Source organism: Flammeovirga sp. SubArs3, from assembly GCF_947387565.1.
In the GTDB taxonomy this organism is placed as follows: domain Bacteria; phylum Bacteroidota; class Bacteroidia; order Cytophagales; family Flammeovirgaceae; genus Flammeovirga; species Flammeovirga agarivorans.
Window position 1 is genome coordinate 50847 of record NZ_CANDOA010000017.1, and the last position, 18914, is coordinate 69760.

Below are 18914 nucleotides of genomic sequence, written 5' to 3' on the forward strand. Positions count from 1 at the left end.
CATCAAAAAGTGGAAATTTTAAGATTTACAACAGCCGGTTCTGTCGATGACGGAAAAAGTACATTGATTGGCCGTTTATTATATGATTCAAAATCAATTTTTGAAGACCAAATTGAGCAGGTTTCTGAAACATCAAAAAGAAAAGGTTTAGAGCATGTTGACCTTTCTTTATTAACTGATGGTTTAAAAGCAGAACGTGAACAAGGTATTACAATTGATGTAGCATACAGATACTTTGCTACACCAAAGCGTAAATTTATTATTGCAGATACTCCTGGTCATATTCAATACACTAGAAATATGGTAACAGGTGCATCTACTGCCAACCTTGCCTTAATTCTAGTTGATGCTCGTAACGGTTTAGTTGAGCAAACTCACCGTCATGCTATCATTGCTTCATTATTACAAATCCCTCACATGATTGTTTGTGTAAACAAGATGGACTTAGTGGATTATAGTGAAGAGAAGTTTGAGCAAATCCAGAAAGATTTTAAAGAATTTGCTGCAAAATTAAACCTTAAAGATATTCGTTTTGTACCTATATCTGCATTAAAAGGTGATAACGTAGTAAATCGTTCTGAAAATACACCTTGGTATAGTGGAGAAACTCTTCTTCATACATTAGAAACAATTTATATTTCTAGTGATAACAATTATATCGACCCTCGTTTTGCAGTTCAAACAATCATCCGTCCTCATTCTGATGAGTTCCATGATTTCCGTGGTTATGCAGGTCGTATTTCTTCAGGTATCTTTAGACCTGGTGATGATATCTTAGCTTTACCTTCAGGGTTTTCTTCAAAGATTAAAGATATCTTTTTAGGAGAAGAAAAGGTAAAAGAGGCTTTCCCTCCTCAATCAGTAACAATCACATTAGAAGATGACATTGACATCTCTAGAGGTGATATGTTAGTTCGTCCAAATAACCAACCTCAACAAACTCAAGATCTTGATGTCATGTTATGTTGGATGGATGATCAGCCTCCTAGACCAAGAGCAAAATACATCATTATGCATACTACTAATGAGGCTAGATGTATGATTAAAGACATTACGTATAAAATGAATATCAATACTTTGAGTAGAATCGAAGGTGATAAATCATTAAATATGAATGATATTGCTAGAGTAAAAATTAGAACTACTAAACCTATTCTGGCTGATCCTTACAAATCAAACAGGGTAACTGGTTCAATCATCTTAGTTGATGAAGCGACACATAACACTGTTGCTGCAGGTATGATTAGAAGAGACAAATAATCTCAATATATTAATACTTAAAAGGTACTTTGAAGAAATTCAGAGTACCTTTTTTTATATGAAAATTTTCACAAACCAATACAAGATCTATTTTTTTTACAATTGATGTTTTCTAATATTTTATTGTAACCATTGTTTAAATCTATCAAGGCTTAGCACCTTTTGTTAACCTTTTTAAATATTATTACGTAAAGAAAAATAACTTTCCCCAGAAACATTCTCATCTATAAATTATACGAAATGCACTACTCTTCTATTTGCTTAATTATCCCTATTTCTGATACCTTACCTGTACATTTTCCACTTTTCATTAAACAGTTATCACTTCAAAAAAATCTTGATGTATTATTAATTTCAAATTTTAATATCTCAATCCAACTACCTCAAAATATTAGTTCAGTAATTATTGACTTCAAGAATAATAAAGAGATACTTCACTACTTAAGTGAACAAAAGTCTTCATTTATTGAAAAGTACACTTATTGGATTTTAGGCAGTTGCAACCTACTATATGGTCAGCTTAATTATTTTGTTCGTCAATTACCAAAATACAATTCTTCTATTCTCTTAAAAGTCAATAAAGAAGAATTATTGATCACTCAAAATAACCATAAAAACAGATTAGATAAGATTCAAAAAAGTACAAGAATAAATCTAATTTTTGAAACAGAAGCGAAATCATTATTCTATTGTAACAATGGTAAAATAGTAGATTACCATAAGAGAATTCGTTACCCATTTATCAACTTGGAATCTTTATTCAAATTCAAGAATGTGAGATACTATGATAGTTCTTGGAAAAAAATCCCTAATACATTTTATGTTGATGACAGTGGTTTTTACAACTCAAAAACATTCAAACATTATCACCGAAATAGATTAAAAAAAGAAATAATAGAGATAGGTTCATCTTGTAAACAATTTCTATCTAGTATGATAACCTCAAACAATAAAGAATATGCTTAACATTAATTGCGGTAGACCTATTTATAATTTAACAGAAATTATAGCTTGGCAAGTTATTTGATTTCTATATAAGTTATTTATAGACATATTCTTCGTCTTTGGTTTGACCACAAGATTTCTACCTAATGAATAAATATTTTTTTACTGTTAAAGGTCTGTTATGCGGACTTCTATTTTTTGTTTCATTACAAAATGTATTCTCTCAGACCGCCACAGTTCAGTACGACCCTGAATATTATCATCTAATTGATAGATACGAAATTAAAATGAAAGATTTCGGTAAAATCTATTCAAACATTAAACCTTACGGTCGCCAAGATATTGCCAACTTCGTTGAAAATTTTGATTCAACATACACAGGAACATTATCTGAAGCAGATAAATATCAATTGTCGTACTTAGCATTAGATAACTGGCAGTATATGTCTGATACTACTATTGCAGACGTAAAGAAGCCTTTCCTTAAATACTTTTATAGAAGTAAAATTGATTTTGTTAATGTTGATGAGAAAGACTTTGAAGTACATATCAACCCTGTTTTATATCTAAGTACAGGAGATGACAATTTGAACGCATCTCGTCCATTGGTTAATCAGAGAGGCGCAGTTATGTACGGATCTATTGCCAATAAAGTAGGATTCTACTTCCAGGCTAGCGACAACATGGAAAGACTACCTTTTTATGTTCAACAATACTCAGATACTCATAATGGAACCATCCCAGGTCAACAATGGTATAAAGACAATGGAGGTGGTAAATACGAGTACTTCAATGCACAAGGTTATGTAAACTTTATGCTTGTAGATAAATATATCCAAGCAGAATTTGGTAGAGGAAAAAACTTTATTGGTAATGGTTATAGATCATTGTTCTTATCTACACATGCTAATGACTATACATATTTAAAACTTAATACAAGAGTTTGGCATTTAGAGTACACAAACATCTTTGCACAAATGAATGCAAGTAATGTAGCTGTTGCTCCAGGATACCCACTTCCTAAAAAATATAGTGCAATGCATCACTTAGGGTGGAATGTGACTAAAAACTTTAATATTGGTTTATTTGAACAAGTTATCTTTAGTAGAGCTGATTCTACAGGAAATGGCTCTTTTGACCTTTCATACCTCAACCCACTAATCTTTTATAGATCAATTGAGCATGGTTTAGGTGATGTTGATAATGTTCAATTAGGTTTTGATGCCAAATGGAATATCTTGAATAGAGTACAACTTTACACTCAAGTAATGATTGATGATATGAGTGTTTCTGATTTTGGAAAAGGTTATTATGGTAATAAATTCGCGTATCAGTTTGGTGCTAAATATATTGATGCATTTGGTTTACCTAACCTCGATTTACAAGGTGAAATGAACGTGATTGATCCATATACTTATTCTCATAAAAATGAAAAAGGGATCACAAATGGTCAGTTATATGGTAACCAAGCTCATTATTATCAAGAGTTAGCACATCCTAATGGTGCCAACCTTTATGAATTAATCGGAATTGTAAGATATCGTCCTCACTTCTTACCGAAACTTTCTGCCGTTGTTAAAGGTATTTGGAGAGAGCAAGGAATGAACACTTATGACGAAAATGGTAATCCTCTTGTTAATTATGGTTCGAATATATTCCTTGACTATAATACTGCCCCAGGTTCTCCTGATTCTTATGGTAACTCATTATTACAAGGTGAAAAAGTATCAACACTCTATATTGATGCGATCTTAACTTATTCTCCATTCCATAATATATTTGTGGACTTAAGAGGCACTTTCAGAAAAGTAAGTAGTGATGACAATGCCAGCTATAACCAAGATGAAAATTACATTGGTGCAGCTGTACGTTGGAACATTGGAAATAGACACTACGATTTCTAATACATCACATAGTACATATAACAATACATACTTTAAGGTTCTTGATAGAAAATATCAAGAACCTTTTTTTTGTAACATTAAATTCACATAACAGATTGTAGAATCCGTAGAAATGACTATAATATTTCTATTTTTTTAATTTATTCATTTAAATATGAACTCAATGTTAACTAAACATGAATAATATCCGTATATTAGAAGTAGATAATACATTTCTACTTAATACATGAAAAAATACACGGCCATATTATACTTTACATTATTCACTCTATTTGGAGGAAGTGCCGTGTATGCTCAAGATGTTCTTGTTTCTAAGCAACAGTCAAAATCTATGTTAGAGTATTACACTCTAAATCAGTTTAAAGAAGCTTGGAAAATTGATCGATATAATCTTTTCTTTTCTCCAGAAGAGAACATTAAAGGAAAAGAATTTAAAGAGTTAAAAGACGAAGTAGAAAATTGGATAACATATTGGAAAACAGAACAGGCTTCTACAAATAAGTCTATCGTTAAAAAGTTATTCAACAAAACACGTCAACAGTTTTTCAAAAATTACAGTGAGTGTAGTACTTTCTCTAATATGTTGGAAACAGGAACATATGACTGTTTAACAGGAACTTTATTATTTGCTCATATCTTTGAAGAACTTGGCTACGAGTATAAAATAAAGCAACTAAATAGTCATGTTTATATTCTATTACAAGATCCGATTTTAGGTGAAACGTTAATCGAGTCAACAGATGTATATGGATATATCAATAATGAGAGAGATATTAATGAAAAGATAAAATCTTACGAATCTCGTTTACAAAATTCATTACTATATGAGAAGTATGGAATGAACTTAAATGAAGATTTATCAATCATAGACATTGCAGGTTTACAATACTATAATCAAGCAGTACATGCTTACAGAAATAGTAATATGCCTGAGGCCCAATTATCATTATATAAAGCTTCAATTGTTACTGATTCTCCAAGGGTAATTTATTTACAAGCGTTCCTTGAAGATCAATACGGAGAAGTTCAAATTGCCAAATAACATTATTTACTAACCATCGAAATAAAAAAGGGACTTTTTTCATATTTGAAAAAAGTCCCTTTTCGTTTATTACAGATAAATCTGTTTAGTCTACTACTTTAATTAAGCAATAGTTCTTCTTACCTTTTTGAGCAAGAATATATTTACCTTGAAGTAACTCAACTTCTTTAGGAAGCTCGCTACCTTGTAATTTTGCTTTATTGATAGAAATACCACCGCCTTTGATCATACGCTTTGCCTCACCTTTTGAAGCAAAAAGTTGATTATTTGTTCCAGCAGATAGTAAATCAGCCATTTCAGCCATTCCCTCTAAATCAGCTTTCGAAATTTCAGACTGCATAACGCCTTCAAATACTTGAAGAAGTGTACGTTCGTCTAGAGATTTTAACTGTTCAGTTACATTTTTACCAAAAAGAATATTTGAAGCTGCTATAGCAGTATCTAATTCAGCTTGTCCATGAACTGCTTTAGTTACTTCTTCAGCTAATCTTTTTTGTAAAATACGAGTATGAGGAGCCTCGTCATGATCAGCAATTAGTTGATCAATTTCTTCTTTCTCAATGAAAGTAAAGATCTTGATATATCTTTTTGCATCATCATCAGCAACATTTAACCAGAATTGGTAAAATTGGTAAGGAGATGTTTTTTCTGGATCTAACCATACTGCACCACTTTCAGTCTTACCAAACTTTGTTCCATCAGATTTAGTAATCAATGGACAAGTTGCAGCATAAGCCGTTCCTTGTGCCTTACGACGGATTAACTCAGTACCAGTTACAATATTTCCCCATTGGTCTGAACCACCAAATTGTAAACGACAGTTTTTCGTTTTATATAAATGATAGAAATCCCATCCTTGTAACAATTGGTATGTAAATTCAGTGAATGAGATACCTGAACCTGTTGCTAAACGCTTCTTTACAGATTCTTTACCCATCATATAATTTACAGTAAGGTGTTTACCAGCTTCACGAGCGAAGTCGATAAAACTAAAGTCTTTGAACCAATCATAGTTGTTTAGAATCTCAGCTGAGTTTTCACCACAATCAAAATCCAAAAACTTTTCCAACTGTCCTTTCATTCCTGCAATATTCTTTTGGATAGCGTCATTATCCAAAAGTTGTCTTTCTGCATCTTTAAAAGAAGGATCACCAATCATACCTGTTGCACCACCTACAATAGCTAATGGCTTGTGCCCTGCCTTTTGTAAATGTCTTAGCAACATTACAGATACCATATGACCAATATGAAGAGAGTCTGCAGTAGGGTCAAAACCTACATATGCTGTCGTCATCTCTTTGTTTAATTGATCTTCAGTACCTGGCATGATATCGTGCAGCATTCCTCTCCACTGCAACTCCTCGATAAGATTTGTTTTTATATCTGCCATTTTTCTGTTGTTTCAAATTTGAATGCGCAATTTACAAGGAAATCATCAAATCATTATTTAAAGATGCTTAAGATTTTATCTTTAGACGTTGTCCTACCTTTAAATTATTACTTTTTAGTCCATTCAATTGCTTAATCTCATTTACGCTAATGCCTAAATTCTGAGATATCTTCCATAATGTATCTCCACTTTTTACTGTATAATATTTCGTATTATCAGTTCCAGTTGAAGTAGTTTTTGTATTTAAAACACTACTTGGTGAAGGTGGAATTGTCAACTTTTGTCCTGCTTGAATGCTTGAAGATTTCAAACCGTTGGCTCTTTTTATGTCGTTGACATATACTCTGTACATTTTTGCTATTTCAACTAAGTTCTCTCCTTTTTTTACTGTATGAGACCTAGTTTTAGATGAAGGTCCATAAGTACTACTAGAAGCACTTGAGGTCGACTTTTTATTGGTTGAAGATGCAGTCGTCACTTTTACAGACGAATATACCTTTAACTTTTGTCCTTTATAGATCGTCGAACCTTTGATATTGTTCCACTTCCTTAGGTTAGAAGCTGTCGTATTATATTGTTCGGCTATTCCACCTAAAGTTTCTCCACTTCTTACTGTATGATACTGTAATTCTCCTTTAGGTGAAGTCGATTGAACAGATGTTGATGTAGTCTTCGTAGATACTGAAGTATTAGACTGAGCAGGGGCAGAATATTTCCCTTTCTTTATCAAGAGCTTTTGCCCTTTATATATCGTAGAACCCGAGATATTATTTAGCTTTTTAATATCAGCTACATATACTCTATATTTTTTTGCAATCGTCCCTAAAGTTTCACCACTTCTTACTGTATGGTAAATACTTGCTCCACTAGTTTTAGTTGTCGAAGACTTTTTAGTTGTTGAAGATGCACTAGTTTGAGGACCCGGACTGTAAGCATTACCATATATCTTTAACTTTTGACCAGGGTAAATTGTATTACTTCTAAGGTTATTCCAAGCTTTCAAACTTGACAGAGAAACACGGTTTTTACTAGCTATCAATCCCAAAGACTCACCTCTTCTTACATAATGATAATAAAATCCATCTCCTACATTTGCTCCTTTACCAGTGTACTTCACTTTTGTCAAAATACTATCTTGATGTTCCAAGTAATAATCAAATCTTGCTTCTGGAATCTTAATTCTGAAGTTTTTGACATAATTAGGAGCATAACCAAATCGTAATGACGGGTTCAATTGCACCAAATCCTCTCTACACACTGTTATTTCTTCCGCCAACTTACCCAAATCAATAGATTGGCTAACAAAAATATCTTCAGCAGGAATCTCATACATTGGCATTTCCTGTACTAAGTTATATTCTTCAGCATAGGTTAATACATAAGCCATTGCCACATATTGAGGAAGGTATGAGCGAGTTTCTCTTGGTAGTTTTCTGTAAATATCCCAAAACTTCTTCTTCCCAGACCTTCTTTGTGCTTTTCTAATATTACCTGGACCACAGTTATATGCTGCAATAGCTAATTCCCAATCACCATGATAATCTCTTAAAAACTTCAGATAACGGGCTGCTGCTCTTGTTGCTTTTTCAGGATCCATCCTATCATCGATCTGATAACTCTGCTTTAATCCATACGCTCTACCAGTTCTTGGCATAAACTGCCATAAACCTTTTGCTCCTACTCTTGATAATGCTACAGGTTTTAAGGCAGATTCAATAACAGCTAAATACTTTAATTCTACAGGAACTCCTTCTTCTGCCAATACTCTTTCAAACATTGGAAAAAATATATTTTGTCTTTGAAGGATGCCTAAAGTGTATTCTCTATTTCTTACAGCAAAATAATCGATAAATAAACGTACCCTTTCATGATATTCTAATGGAATAACATTCTCCATTGCTTTTAGTCTTTCCATGACTAAACTATCAGATACATTCGGAACATAGTCGTAAGACTTATCAGTAACATCTATCAGAATTGCTGATGTTGTATCAAATTCATCATAATTTTCAAACCATGGTGCATATGGAGCAGCTTCTACTACTTCTAAAGTATCAGACGGCAACAAATACCCTTCGGGTAATGCTACAGTATAAATACTATCTTGCCATGTCATCATTGCATCACCTTCATCTTGGGCAATGGCATTAGAAGAAATAAAAGTTATAATAAATACGAGAAGGGTGTAAACCTTAAAGCTCTTCAACTGCATTTTCGGTTAAAATAATTAGGGAAAAAGATAGCATATCTTAGATAATGAAATGAATCGAATAATCAGACGATGACGCTACGACAAATATAATATGATTTAATAATTAAGGATTAAGAATTGGAAATTATGTTGTCCCGATTAGCATTTTTTCTGATTATCATTTACTTCCTCTTCTTGCTTTACTTATCTTTCACAATCACGTTACTAAAACAACAAATTCTCACTTCAATTTTAATCATTATGTATATCGACTTAGAAGTAAAAACAGCAATAATAGTTCATGGGTTTGATGAAAACAACCAAGAGATTGTAGAAAGAGTTCAAGAAACAGATTATGTCAGAAAACTGATATCAATTGATAGAATTCAATCCATCAGTAAGCAATATTTATTGGTCACTTCATCACATGGACGAATGATGTATTGGGAATACAACTGCTCAATAGATGAATTAAAGCAGCTTTTACATAGAAATAGTTTAATGATCAATTAAAAAAAGGTACTATGATAGTTTCATAGTACCTTCTCAATATATTTTTGTCAATCCTTTTAGTTTAATGAGCTTAAGTACTCAGAAAAGGCTAACATTTTATCTTCTTCAAATCGGTTGGCCATCACTTGTAAACCAATTGTAAGACCATCTTTATCTGTTCCGTTTGGAATAGAGATCGCTGGTAAACCTGCTAATGAAGCATGTACAGTATATAAATCTCCTAGGTATAACTCCAATAGATTATTCTCTCCGTATTTACCAATTTCAAAAGATGGAGCTGAAGTTGTTGGCATTAAGATAAAATCATAATCAGAAAGAATCTTCTCTGTCGTTTCTTTGATCATTCTTCTCACCTTTTGAGCTTTTGAGAAGTATGCATCATAATAACTAGCAGATAGTACAAATGTACCCAACATAATTCTTCTCTTTACTTCATCACCAAAACCTTCTGATCTAGATTTTTTATATAAAGCCTCTAAATCTTTAGGGTTGTCTGTTCTATAACCATATCGTACTCCATCGAAGCGTTCTAAGTTAGTACTTGCTTCAGCTGTAGTTAGGATATAATATGTTGGTAAAAGATAATCTAGTAATGGAAATTCTATTGCCTCTACTTCATGACCTTCAGCTCTTAGTGCTTCAATCTTGGCAAAAGTTTTTTCACTGATATCTTTATTTAGATGCTCACTTTCAACCGTTTCTTTGATGTAAGCTATCTTTAATTTCTCTGTTGATTTTTTTGATACAGATGCAGAGTATGCAGGTACAGGTCTTTGTGATACTGTAGCATCATTTTCATCCTCTCCAGCAATAATTTCCAATACTAAAGCAGCATCAGGTACATTATTAGAAATAATTCCAATTGTATCAAATGATGAAGCATAAGCAATAAGTCCCCATCTAGAAATTCTAGAGTATGTCGGCTTTAATCCAACAGTCCCTGTAAATGCTGCTGGCTGTCTTACTGAACCACCTGTATCTGATCCTAATGACACAAGGCAATGATCATCTGAAACTGCCACTGCTGATGCTCCAGAAGAACCTCCTGGAACTCTTGTTTCATCAATGTTATTTTTTACTACACCAAATGCTGAATTTTCATTTGAAGACCCCATTGCAAACTCATCACAACTTTGGCGACCGATAATAATTGCATCCTCTGCTAATAAACGATTTGTTGCTGTAGCTGAAAAAGGAGATACATATCCATCTAACATATTTGATGAAGCTTGCAAGCCATGATCTTTGTAAGCAATAACATCTTTAAGACCTACAACCATACCTGCTAACCTTCCCGCTTTTCCTTCTGAGATTTTCTGGTCTACTAACTTTGCTTGAGCCAAAGCTTCTTCTGGGTAAACCTCGTTCCAAACATTTAAATGTTTTTTCTCTTCAATTCGAGCCAAATATGATTCCACCAATGCCACACAAGAAGTTTTACCTTCAGCAATCGCCTTTTTTATATCTTCAAATGATTTATACATATTGTTTCGTTTGTCAAGTCTAAAAAAAAGGATATCGTTCGAAGTATTTCTCTGAAACAGTAGTCAGAATATCAAGCAATACTTCATAAAAAAAGAAGTTTATCCTCATCTATATGACAAAGATAAACTTCTCTACTTTATTACGAAATATTTAACGAAAAATACATTTCATTAAAAATATATCAAGACAAATGAAGAATGATTAATTTTCTTCTTTTTTCTTCTCCTCTTCCTTGATACCTTTCTCAATCTCTTCTGAGATTTGATTTTTAGCATCTTTGAATTCTCTAATACCAGAACCCAACCCACGAGCTAATTCAGGGATTCTCTTAGCACCGAATAATAAAAGTACTACTAAACCGATGATTACCCATTCGAAACCTCCTGGCATACCGAATAACAAAATTGTACTCAATTCCATGGTTGTAAATTTATTGTTTGTTACGTTATTGCAAAGGTACTCAATTAATTACTAAATTCAATTGACTCCTTCAACTTCTTTATACTGCATTTGATAAAGTTTAGAATAGAAGCCTTTTTTCTTTAATAACTCATCATGTGTACCTGACTCTTTAATTTCTCCTTTATCTAGAACGATAATGTTATCAGCATTTCTTATTGTCGCTAAACGGTGTGCGATAGCAATACTCGTTCTTCCTTTCATCATAGAATTAATTGCATTTTGAATTAGCTGTTCTGTTTCTGAATCTACAGAAGATGTTGCCTCATCCAAAATGATAATTTTAGGGTCATACACCATAGTTCTTACAAAAGATAATAATTGTCTTTGTCCTACCGAAAGCGTTGAACCTCTTTCCATTACTTTATAATCTAATTTTCCAGGAAGTTTCTCAATAAAAGATCTCGCTCCTACCAATTCCGCTGCCTCTAAAATCTGATCATCTGTAATTTTAGTGTCTCCGAGTGTAATATTTTCCCTAATCGATGATGAGAAAAGGAATACATCCTGTAAAACTACACCAATATGTTTTCTAAGATTATATAAATCATAATCTTTAACATTTCTATTGTTAATACAGATCGTTCCTTTATTTATTTCGTAAAATCTAGAGATTAAATTAATAATCGAAGACTTTCCAGCTCCTGTAGCTCCTACTAAAGCAACAGTCTCCCCATGATTTACTTTAAATGAAATATCTTTCAATACGTAGTCTTCCTCTTTATAAGCAAACCACACATCCTTAAATTCTACAAAACCATCGATATGATCTGTCTCATAAGTACCTTCATTACTAATAAAATCCTTATCGTCTAATAGTTTTAATATTCTATCAGAAGAGACAATACCCATTTGTAATGTATTAAATCTATCGGCAATCATTCGGATAGGTCTGAAGAATAAGTTGATGTACATAATAAAAGCGATTAATGTACCCAATGTAGCATATCCATCTAAAACACTATGTGCACCCCACCATACTAATAAACCTGTTCCTGAAGCAGCAATTACTTCCGCTACCGGGTAATAGATTGAATAGTATAAAACTGTGCTGATGTTCGCATCTCTATGTTCCTTATTGATTTTCTTGAACTCTTCCTGTTCTCTTTTTTCAGCAGAAAATAATTGTACTACATTCATCCCTGTAATATGTTCTTGAACAAATGTATTTAGGTTAGAAACTGCATTTCTAACATCATTAAAAGCTACTTTAATTTTTTCTTTGAAAACGTAAGTAGAGAATAAAAGAATTGGTAAAACTGATAAACTAATAAGGGTTAATCTCCAATCCGTATACAACATTACTAGGAAAATGAAGATTAGCTGAAGAATATCACCTAACATTGCTGCCACTCCATTGGTAAATACTTCGGATAATGTTTCAATATCAGAAACAGCCCTTGTTACCAATCTACCAATTGGGGTATTGTCATAAAACTTTAGTTTCAGTTTAAGAATATGCTCATATAACATCACTCGCATATCTTTTACAATATGTTGCCCTAACCAACCTGACAAATAAGTATGACAAAACTGTACTAACGCTTGTAGTAATTGCACAGCAATCAGAATAACGATCATCTGATTTAAGCCGGGCATATCATTCTCTACAATGTAATTATCTATTGTGTACTGAATTAGGTAAGGTCTTGAAGGAGCTAACACACCTAACGAAACCGTTAGAACTACTAATAATATAAAATACTTAAGATGTGGTTTGACAAAGATCATCATCCTTGAGAGTACTTCTTTGTCAAATATTTGTCCTTTGTTATTTTCTTTATCCACTGATTAATGAGTTACTGATGAAAGTGACATCACAAATTAATTGATTCACTCGGATAATAAAATCTCTTTCGTTGGTTAAAAAGAGAAACAATCGCTTTCGAATAAATACAATGTATCTCCTAGAAATACAAAAATGCATCTATTGTTTGAATTTTTTAGAATACTCACTATTAAATCGTATTAATACTCCACACAATTATATTTGATTATTCCCCCTAACACCTTAGAAATCGTAATTAAAATCATTTTTTCAAAAAAAAATCAATTTTTCATTTTTCAAAACAATATTTTACAAAATCATTAATTAATAATCATAACATCTTATAAATAATTTAAAAATCACTCAGATTGATATAATATTTTGTAATTACTTAAAATTTAAACTCATTAAGTCCCTATTGCATTACTGTTTTGAAAATGTAAATTGCCATCGACTTTTATAGATAAATTGATCAGCATTAATCAAAAGACAAGACAACAATAAATAAATGGAAGATATCTCAGTTTTCGAGCAAGTCTCAGGAATGGGACACGAACAAGTGGTTTATTGCCATGAAAAATCTACTGGATTAAAAGCTATCATTGCTATCCATAATACTGTATTAGGGCCTGCTTTAGGTGGTACAAGAATGTGGATGTACGAAAATGAAGCTCAAGCTACAAACGACGCTCTCCGCTTGTCAAGAGGTATGACTTTTAAAAACTCTATCGCTGGATTAAATCTTGGTGGAGGTAAAGCCGTAATTATCGGTGACGCAAGAAAACATAAATCAGAAGCGATGTTGAGAGCTTATGGTCGTTTCTTGAAAAACTTAAATGGAAAGTACATCACTGCTGAAGATGTTGGAATGAATGCAGGTGATATGGAACATATTGCTGCTGAAACATCTTATGTAAGCGGTATGCCTGAAACAAGAGGTGGTCTAGGTGATCCATCACCATTCACTGCATATACTACTTATATGGGGATGAAAGCCGCTGCTAAAAAACAATTCGGCACAGATAGCCTTGCTGGTAAAAAAGTATCGATCCAAGGTGCTGGCCACGTAGGTGAATATATCATTCAACATCTAAAGAAAGAAGGTTGTGAAATTTATGTTTCTGACTTCTATGAAGATAGAGTAAAAGATGTTGTTAATAAATATGGCATTAAAGGAGTAGGGTTAGATGAAATCTATGATTTAGATGTGGATATCTATTCTCCTTGTGCATTAGGTGCAACTGTAAACGATGAAACACTTGAGAAATTGAAGTGTTCTATCATCGCTGGATGTGCCAACAACCAACTAGCTGATGAAAAAGTTCATGGTGATTTAGCAAAATCTAAAGGGATTTTATATGCTCCTGACTTTTTAATCAACTCTGGTGGTGTAATCAACGTATATGCTGAAGTGATCAAAACTTCTAAAGAATGGTCTTGGAACAAATGTGAGTTTGTCTATGATCAGACATTAAAAGTTTTTGAACAATCTGAAGCTACAGGCAAGAATGCTCAAGAAGTTGCAATTGACATCGCTCAGCAACGAATTAATGAGGTTGCCGCTATAAAAAGCACTTACTAACGTACCAATTCAGGTAAAACTATATAAACGAAAAGGACTCTTATTGAGTCCTTTTTTTATTGTGCTAAATATTTTTTCCAGTTCTTGTCAGCTTGCTTTTCTAACCTTTCAGCTCCTTCTTCTTCCCAATCTTCTAGAGTATTTGAAAAGAACTTATTATAAAAAAGGAAAAGTCTCCCATTCTGAATTTTATAAGTTTCATAATTTACATCTACCTTATCACCTTTTGCTCCCATAGCATATGCACACCACCCCCCATATGCAGGAGAATATTTCTGAGGACTTGCTTTAAAAGCTTCTAAATGCTTTTGTGAAACAAAATAATAATGGGCTCCTTGATAAACGGTAGTAATATGTCGATCACCTTTCTCAACTTTATTTTCAAAATAGCTTACTGGATCATAGCCTCCAACGGCAACATCACCTTTCTCTAAGTTTAAATCACTCTTTATTTGTGAATATGATACTTGGCTTACTAATAATATTGAAAATAGACTAAGCAGAAATATTATATACTTTTTCATTGTTAATTCTTGGGTGTTATTGTGAATAACTTTTGATTTTTATAAAGTATACTGTATTTCTTTATAAAAAGTTATTCACAATAACACTATCTATTCACAAGTCATGTGAATAACTTAGATAAGTATAAAGAAAATAAAGCCAACAATTATCACTAACTGTTGGCTAAATATTGATTTATATACAAAGTCTGATTTTACAAAACAGCTTGTTTATCATAGTATTCTTGAACATCAGTAAGGATGTTTAATACCTCCTCATGTGTCATTGCTTCTACAAGTCTTGTTCTAAAAGGCTTAAAGTGAGTAATTCCCTTGAAATAAGCTGTATAATGACGTCTCATTTCAAAAATACCTGTTCTGTCACCTTTCCATTCTACAGAAAAATCTAGATGACGACGTAACGTATCAATTCTTTCCTGTAAAGTTGGGGCATCTAAGATTTCTCCTGTTTCCATAAAATGTTTAATCTCACGGAATACCCAAGGATAACCAATAGAAGCTCTACCAATCATGATACCATCAACCTCATATTTATTTTTGTATTCTAAGGCTTTTTGAGGAGAATCAATATCTCCATTACCAAAAATAGGAATATGGATATCTGGATGGTTTTTCACTTCTGCGATTTTGGTCCAATCTGCCACTCCTTTATACATTTGTTGACGCGTACGACCGTGAATAGTCAAAGCCTGAACACCAACATCCTGTAATCTTTTAGCGACTTCAACAATACGAATTGTTTTATCGTCCCAGCCTAATCTAGTTTTAACTGTTACAGGTTTTTGTACCTGCTTAACGATTTCTTCAGTCATGCTTTGCATTTTATCGATATCCAATAAAATACCAGCACCTGCACCTTTTCCTGCTACTTTTTTCACAGGACAGCCATAATTAATATCAATAATCTCTGGATTAGCTTCTTCTGCAATTGCAGCTGCTTCTCTCATTGAGTCAATTTTTTCACCAAAAATCTGAATACCAATTGGACGTTCATAGTCATAGATATCTAATTTCTGACGGCTTTTGGCAGCATCACGAATTAATCCTTCAGCAGAAATAAATTCTGTGTACATTAAATCAGCACCATTTTCTTTACATACAGCACGAAATGGAGGATCACTTACATCTTCCATAGGAGCCAGTAACAAGGGAAAATCTTTTATTTCTAAGTCGCCAATTTTTACCACGATATTAAAGCATTTTAAAGGTTTAGCAAACAATGTAGTTTCTACTCTTAAAGAAAAAAGTATCTTTGCTACATATTAGAGAACTACATAAAAACGATATAGGTTCTTAAAATCCTAATAATTAGACATTTATATAACATCTATTAGGAAAAACCTATTTTCAGTTGGAATGCAAAGTTATAAAAAGTAGATGACAGACCATACATTTCAATCCACTCCATTTGAATACTTTAAAAAGTTTCTTCTGGTAATACTATCCGTAGTGTGTTTTACATTTGTAGGACAGTTCGTAATTGTTGCCTTATTATTACCATTACATCATTATGAAATTTCAGAGGTTTTTTCAAGTTTAGGTAACTATGAAAGTCGCTTCGAGGTATTATTATCCCAAGCAATTTCTGCTATCTTTACATTTATATTAGGACCTGTAGTATTTGGATGGAAATACGATCTTACTTTCACCAAAAACTTAAGAAGACCATCTACAAATACACAACAATATTTACTAGCAATGCTTGTAATGGCTGCATTCCTACCTTTAGGATCAGCTATTTTAGTATGGAACCAACATATTGAGTTTCCCCCTGCCTTCCAAGCTTTGGAAGCTTCGTTTAAGGCATCGGAAATGCATTTAGCAGAAGTTACCGCTTTCTTAGTTGACTTCCAGAGTATATGGGAATTCCTTTTTGGGTTTATTGTTATTGCTCTTTTAGCGGGTATCGGAGAAGAAATACTCTTTAGAGGTTATATTCAAAGGTACTTAGAAGGAATGTTCAATAATGTTCATGTGGGAATTTGGCTATCAGCCATACTTTTTTCTGCTATACATATGCAATTTTATGGATTCTTTGTAAGAATGTTCTTGGGAGTATTGTTAGGATATTTATTTTTGTGGTCAGGTAGAAGTTTATACCCTTCTATTTTAGCACATATAACGAATAATGCTATCACTGTAATCAGCGTTTACGTAAATAAGGATGAATTATTACCTGAAATGAAAGACCCTTTTTCAGCAGAAGCACCAGAATGGTATATAATAATAATTACAACTCTGATCGCTTTTGGTATACTTTTTTACTATCGTAAACTGAAAAATCTAAAAACATCTTAAAGTCTTTATTATGGTCAATTGGGAAAAGGTTTATACAACGGAACAAGTATACAAAGCTGAAATCGTAAAAGCGACATTAGAAGAAAGAGGTATTAACGCCGTTATTTTAGATAAAAGAGACTCCTCATATAATAACTTTGGTTATAGAGAAGTCTACGTAGATAAGGCCAATATGGAAAAGGCCACTTTAATTATTAAACAAGATGTTGAATTTGAATAACCGCTCTGAACTTACACAAAGAGTCATCGTAGGTGCACTTGGAGGTGTTGGAATGATTGGAGCTATTTACTTTGGGGTTTGGACATACTTTGGTCTATTCTTGATCATTAGTGTTGCTACAATCCTTGAGTTTTATAAACTGCTTAGACTAGAAGAACACTTACCACTTAGAACGTACGGTACTTGCTTAGGTATCCTAATTTATTGTCTTACATTTTTTATGGAACTAAATATAATATCCACCAAATGGATGTATTTGGTCTTTGTAGGATTTACCTCTGCATATCTCATAAAATTATACAATAAGGAGGACAAACAGCCTTTTAAAAACCTAGCATATACTTTCCTTGGAGTAATGTATTGTTCTGTTCCTTTTGCTCTAATACATACTTATGTATTTTTTGATACTCAGTACCATTATGAAATCTTAATTGGTGCCATGTTGATCTTATGGGCAAATGATTCAGGTGCCTATTTCTCAGGCAAGACATTCGGGCGTAGAAAGCTGTTTGAGAGAATATCTCCAAAGAAAACATGGGAAGGTAGTATCGGTGGAGCTGCTTTAGCTGTCACTGTAAGTTTAGTCTTCTCACATTTCTTTAATTCTTTAGAAGCATGGAGATGGGTAACTATCGCAATCATTATTGTAGTAACAGGTACCTATGGTGATTTAGTAGAATCGCTATTCAAGCGAAGCATGAGTATTAAAGACTCAGGAACCACTTTGCCTGGACATGGAGGCTTCTTAGACCGTTTTGATGGATTATTATTGTCAGCACCTTTTATAGCTGCATTCCTCAGGATCTTCCCTCCTAACTTCTAAAAAACAAGAAGAGCGTATCATTAAAGTGATACGCTCTTCTTGTTTATAATATTATCTCTTGTACTTTACTTTATCTAGGTACAATGCTTCAACTTCTGCTCTAGCCCAAGGCGTCCTCCTCAGAAACTTTAGGCTTGATTTTACGGATGGATCATTTCTAAAACAATTTATCCTTACTTTATTTCCCAGTTCTTCCCAACCATAATAGTCTACAAGGAACTCAACAATCTCAGCAAGCTTTACACCATGTAAAGGATCCTTGTTTTGTTTATTTTCTTCCATTTTCAATAATTTGATATTTAAACAAAGGTAGGGTAAAATCTAAGCTTATTTAAATCGAAATTTATTAAATTGATAATCAAAAGAATATAAAATATGATTCATTTTTATTGAAATTTATCAATTATACATTTGGAAGTAATGGAAACTTCCCACATATTTGCACCCGCTAACACAGAAAGATAGCACACAGAGAGTTGGCAGAGTGGTCGAATGCGGTGGTCTTGAAAA

General features: G+C 32.9%; 16 protein-coding genes and 1 pseudogene. 9 read left to right on the top strand and 8 right to left on the bottom strand.

What is annotated here, in order from left to right; genetic code table 11:
* Positions 1–3: 3 nt before the first annotated feature.
* The 4 genes and pseudogenes from QL232_RS26565 to QL232_RS26580 all read left to right on the top strand — a co-directional run.
* Positions 4–1260, top strand: a pseudogene (locus tag QL232_RS26565) (GTP-binding protein); the annotation flags it as partial.
* A gap of 240 nt (positions 1261–1500) precedes the next feature.
* The gene (locus QL232_RS26570; protein WP_281616429.1) at positions 1501–2226 is read left to right on the top strand and encodes a hypothetical protein; all 726 of its coding nucleotides are present in this window, start codon (positions 1501–1503) and stop codon (positions 2224–2226) included.
* Positions 2227–2351: 125 nt separating this feature from the next.
* Positions 2352–4109, top strand: coding sequence for a hypothetical protein (locus tag QL232_RS26575; protein ID WP_281616430.1), 1758 nt, complete (start codon positions 2352–2354; stop codon positions 4107–4109).
* 226 nt (positions 4110–4335) lie between these two features.
* A complete protein-coding gene (locus tag QL232_RS26580) occupies positions 4336–5151 on the top strand; it encodes a hypothetical protein (protein ID WP_281616431.1) in 816 nt (271 codons plus the stop codon).
* Between the two features lie 85 nt (positions 5152–5236).
* Here the strand turns inward: QL232_RS26580 and tyrS are convergent, their stop codons facing one another.
* Positions 5237–6541, bottom strand: coding sequence for a tyrosine--tRNA ligase (gene tyrS / locus QL232_RS26585; RefSeq protein WP_281616432.1), 1305 nt, complete (start codon positions 6539–6541; stop codon positions 5237–5239).
* 67 nt (positions 6542–6608) lie between these two features.
* On the bottom strand, positions 6609–8753 hold the full coding sequence (locus QL232_RS26590; protein WP_281616433.1) for a LysM peptidoglycan-binding domain-containing protein: 2145 nt from the start codon (positions 8751–8753) through the stop codon (positions 6609–6611).
* A 240-nt stretch (positions 8754–8993) separates the two neighbouring features.
* On the opposite strand from QL232_RS26590, the gene QL232_RS26595 reads away from it, so the two are divergent.
* A complete protein-coding gene (locus tag QL232_RS26595; RefSeq protein ID WP_281616434.1) occupies positions 8994–9245 on the top strand; it encodes a hypothetical protein in 252 nt (83 codons plus the stop codon).
* Between the two features lie 56 nt (positions 9246–9301).
* Here the strand turns inward: QL232_RS26595 and gatA are convergent, their stop codons facing one another.
* From gatA to QL232_RS26610, 3 genes are all read right to left on the bottom strand, one after another.
* A complete protein-coding gene (gene gatA / locus QL232_RS26600; protein ID WP_168883927.1) occupies positions 9302–10729 on the bottom strand; it encodes an Asp-tRNA(Asn)/Glu-tRNA(Gln) amidotransferase subunit GatA in 1428 nt (475 codons plus the stop codon).
* 202 nt (positions 10730–10931) lie between these two features.
* Positions 10932–11150: a twin-arginine translocase TatA/TatE family subunit gene (locus QL232_RS26605; RefSeq protein WP_211093330.1), complete on the bottom strand. Its 219-nt coding sequence runs from the start codon at positions 11148–11150 to the stop codon at positions 10932–10934.
* Positions 11151–11207: 57 nt separating this feature from the next.
* Positions 11208–12923: an ABC transporter ATP-binding protein gene (locus tag QL232_RS26610; protein ID WP_168883990.1), complete on the bottom strand. Its 1716-nt coding sequence runs from the start codon at positions 12921–12923 to the stop codon at positions 11208–11210.
* 542 nt (positions 12924–13465) lie between these two features.
* On the opposite strand from QL232_RS26610, the gene QL232_RS26615 reads away from it, so the two are divergent.
* Positions 13466–14539, top strand: a complete 1074-nt coding sequence (locus QL232_RS26615) for a Glu/Leu/Phe/Val dehydrogenase (protein ID WP_281616435.1) — start codon at positions 13466–13468, stop codon at positions 14537–14539.
* A 56-nt stretch (positions 14540–14595) separates the two neighbouring features.
* Here the strand turns inward: QL232_RS26615 and QL232_RS26620 are convergent, their stop codons facing one another.
* Positions 14596–15063: a YHS domain-containing (seleno)protein gene (locus tag QL232_RS26620; protein ID WP_281616436.1), complete on the bottom strand. Its 468-nt coding sequence runs from the start codon at positions 15061–15063 to the stop codon at positions 14596–14598.
* 194 nt (positions 15064–15257) lie between these two features.
* Positions 15258–16250, bottom strand: coding sequence for a tRNA dihydrouridine synthase DusB (dusB, locus tag QL232_RS26625; protein ID WP_168883925.1), 993 nt, complete (start codon positions 16248–16250; stop codon positions 15258–15260).
* 190 nt (positions 16251–16440) lie between these two features.
* Between dusB and QL232_RS26630 the strand changes: the two genes are divergently transcribed.
* From QL232_RS26630 to QL232_RS26640, 3 genes are read left to right on the top strand one after another with little or no spacing between them, the layout of a single operon-like run.
* A complete protein-coding gene (locus tag QL232_RS26630; RefSeq protein WP_281616437.1) occupies positions 16441–17361 on the top strand; it encodes a CPBP family intramembrane glutamic endopeptidase in 921 nt (306 codons plus the stop codon).
* Between the two features lie 10 nt (positions 17362–17371).
* Complete coding sequence (locus QL232_RS26635) at positions 17372–17581, top strand: DUF2007 domain-containing protein (RefSeq protein ID WP_168883924.1); 210 nt, start codon at positions 17372–17374, stop codon at positions 17579–17581.
* Positions 17565–18404 (top strand): phosphatidate cytidylyltransferase, encoded by an 840-nt coding sequence (locus tag QL232_RS26640; protein ID WP_168883923.1) that lies wholly within the window; start codon positions 17565–17567, stop codon positions 18402–18404. Before QL232_RS26635 ends, QL232_RS26640 begins: the two co-directional genes overlap by 17 nt.
* Before the next feature lie 51 nt (positions 18405–18455).
* Here the strand turns inward: QL232_RS26640 and QL232_RS26645 are convergent, their stop codons facing one another.
* Positions 18456–18686 (bottom strand): VF530 family protein, encoded by a 231-nt coding sequence (locus QL232_RS26645; RefSeq protein WP_168883922.1) that lies wholly within the window; start codon positions 18684–18686, stop codon positions 18456–18458.
* Positions 18687–18914 lie beyond the last annotated feature (228 nt).

Excerpts from the sequence above, each read along its gene's own strand:
- QL232_RS26630 (WP_281616437.1), top strand. The coding sequence starts at position 16,441 with ATGACAGACCATACATTTCAATCCACTCCATTTGAATACTTTAAAAAG.
- QL232_RS26575 (WP_281616430.1), top strand. The coding sequence starts at position 2,352 with ATGAATAAATATTTTTTTACTGTTAAAGGTCTGTTATGCGGACTTCTA.
- QL232_RS26610 (WP_168883990.1), bottom strand. The coding sequence starts at position 12,923 with ATGATGATCTTTGTCAAACCACATCTTAAGTATTTTATATTATTAGTA.
- QL232_RS26635 (WP_168883924.1), top strand. The coding sequence starts at position 17,372 with ATGGTCAATTGGGAAAAGGTTTATACAACGGAACAAGTATACAAAGCT.
- gatA (WP_168883927.1), bottom strand. The coding sequence starts at position 10,729 with ATGTATAAATCATTTGAAGATATAAAAAAGGCGATTGCTGAAGGTAAA.
- QL232_RS26595 (WP_281616434.1), top strand. The coding sequence starts at position 8,994 with ATGTATATCGACTTAGAAGTAAAAACAGCAATAATAGTTCATGGGTTT.
- QL232_RS26640 (WP_168883923.1), top strand. The coding sequence starts at position 17,565 with ATGTTGAATTTGAATAACCGCTCTGAACTTACACAAAGAGTCATCGTA.
- tyrS (WP_281616432.1), bottom strand. The coding sequence starts at position 6,541 with ATGGCAGATATAAAAACAAATCTTATCGAGGAGTTGCAGTGGAGAGGA.
- QL232_RS26620 (WP_281616436.1), bottom strand. The coding sequence starts at position 15,063 with ATGAAAAAGTATATAATATTTCTGCTTAGTCTATTTTCAATATTATTA.
- QL232_RS26580 (WP_281616431.1), top strand. The coding sequence starts at position 4,336 with ATGAAAAAATACACGGCCATATTATACTTTACATTATTCACTCTATTT.
- QL232_RS26570 (WP_281616429.1), top strand. The coding sequence starts at position 1,501 with ATGCACTACTCTTCTATTTGCTTAATTATCCCTATTTCTGATACCTTA.
- QL232_RS26590 (WP_281616433.1), bottom strand. The coding sequence starts at position 8,753 with ATGCAGTTGAAGAGCTTTAAGGTTTACACCCTTCTCGTATTTATTATA.
- QL232_RS26615 (WP_281616435.1), top strand. The coding sequence starts at position 13,466 with ATGGAAGATATCTCAGTTTTCGAGCAAGTCTCAGGAATGGGACACGAA.
- QL232_RS26645 (WP_168883922.1), bottom strand. The coding sequence starts at position 18,686 with ATGGAAGAAAATAAACAAAACAAGGATCCTTTACATGGTGTAAAGCTT.
- QL232_RS26605 (WP_211093330.1), bottom strand. The coding sequence starts at position 11,150 with ATGGAATTGAGTACAATTTTGTTATTCGGTATGCCAGGAGGTTTCGAA.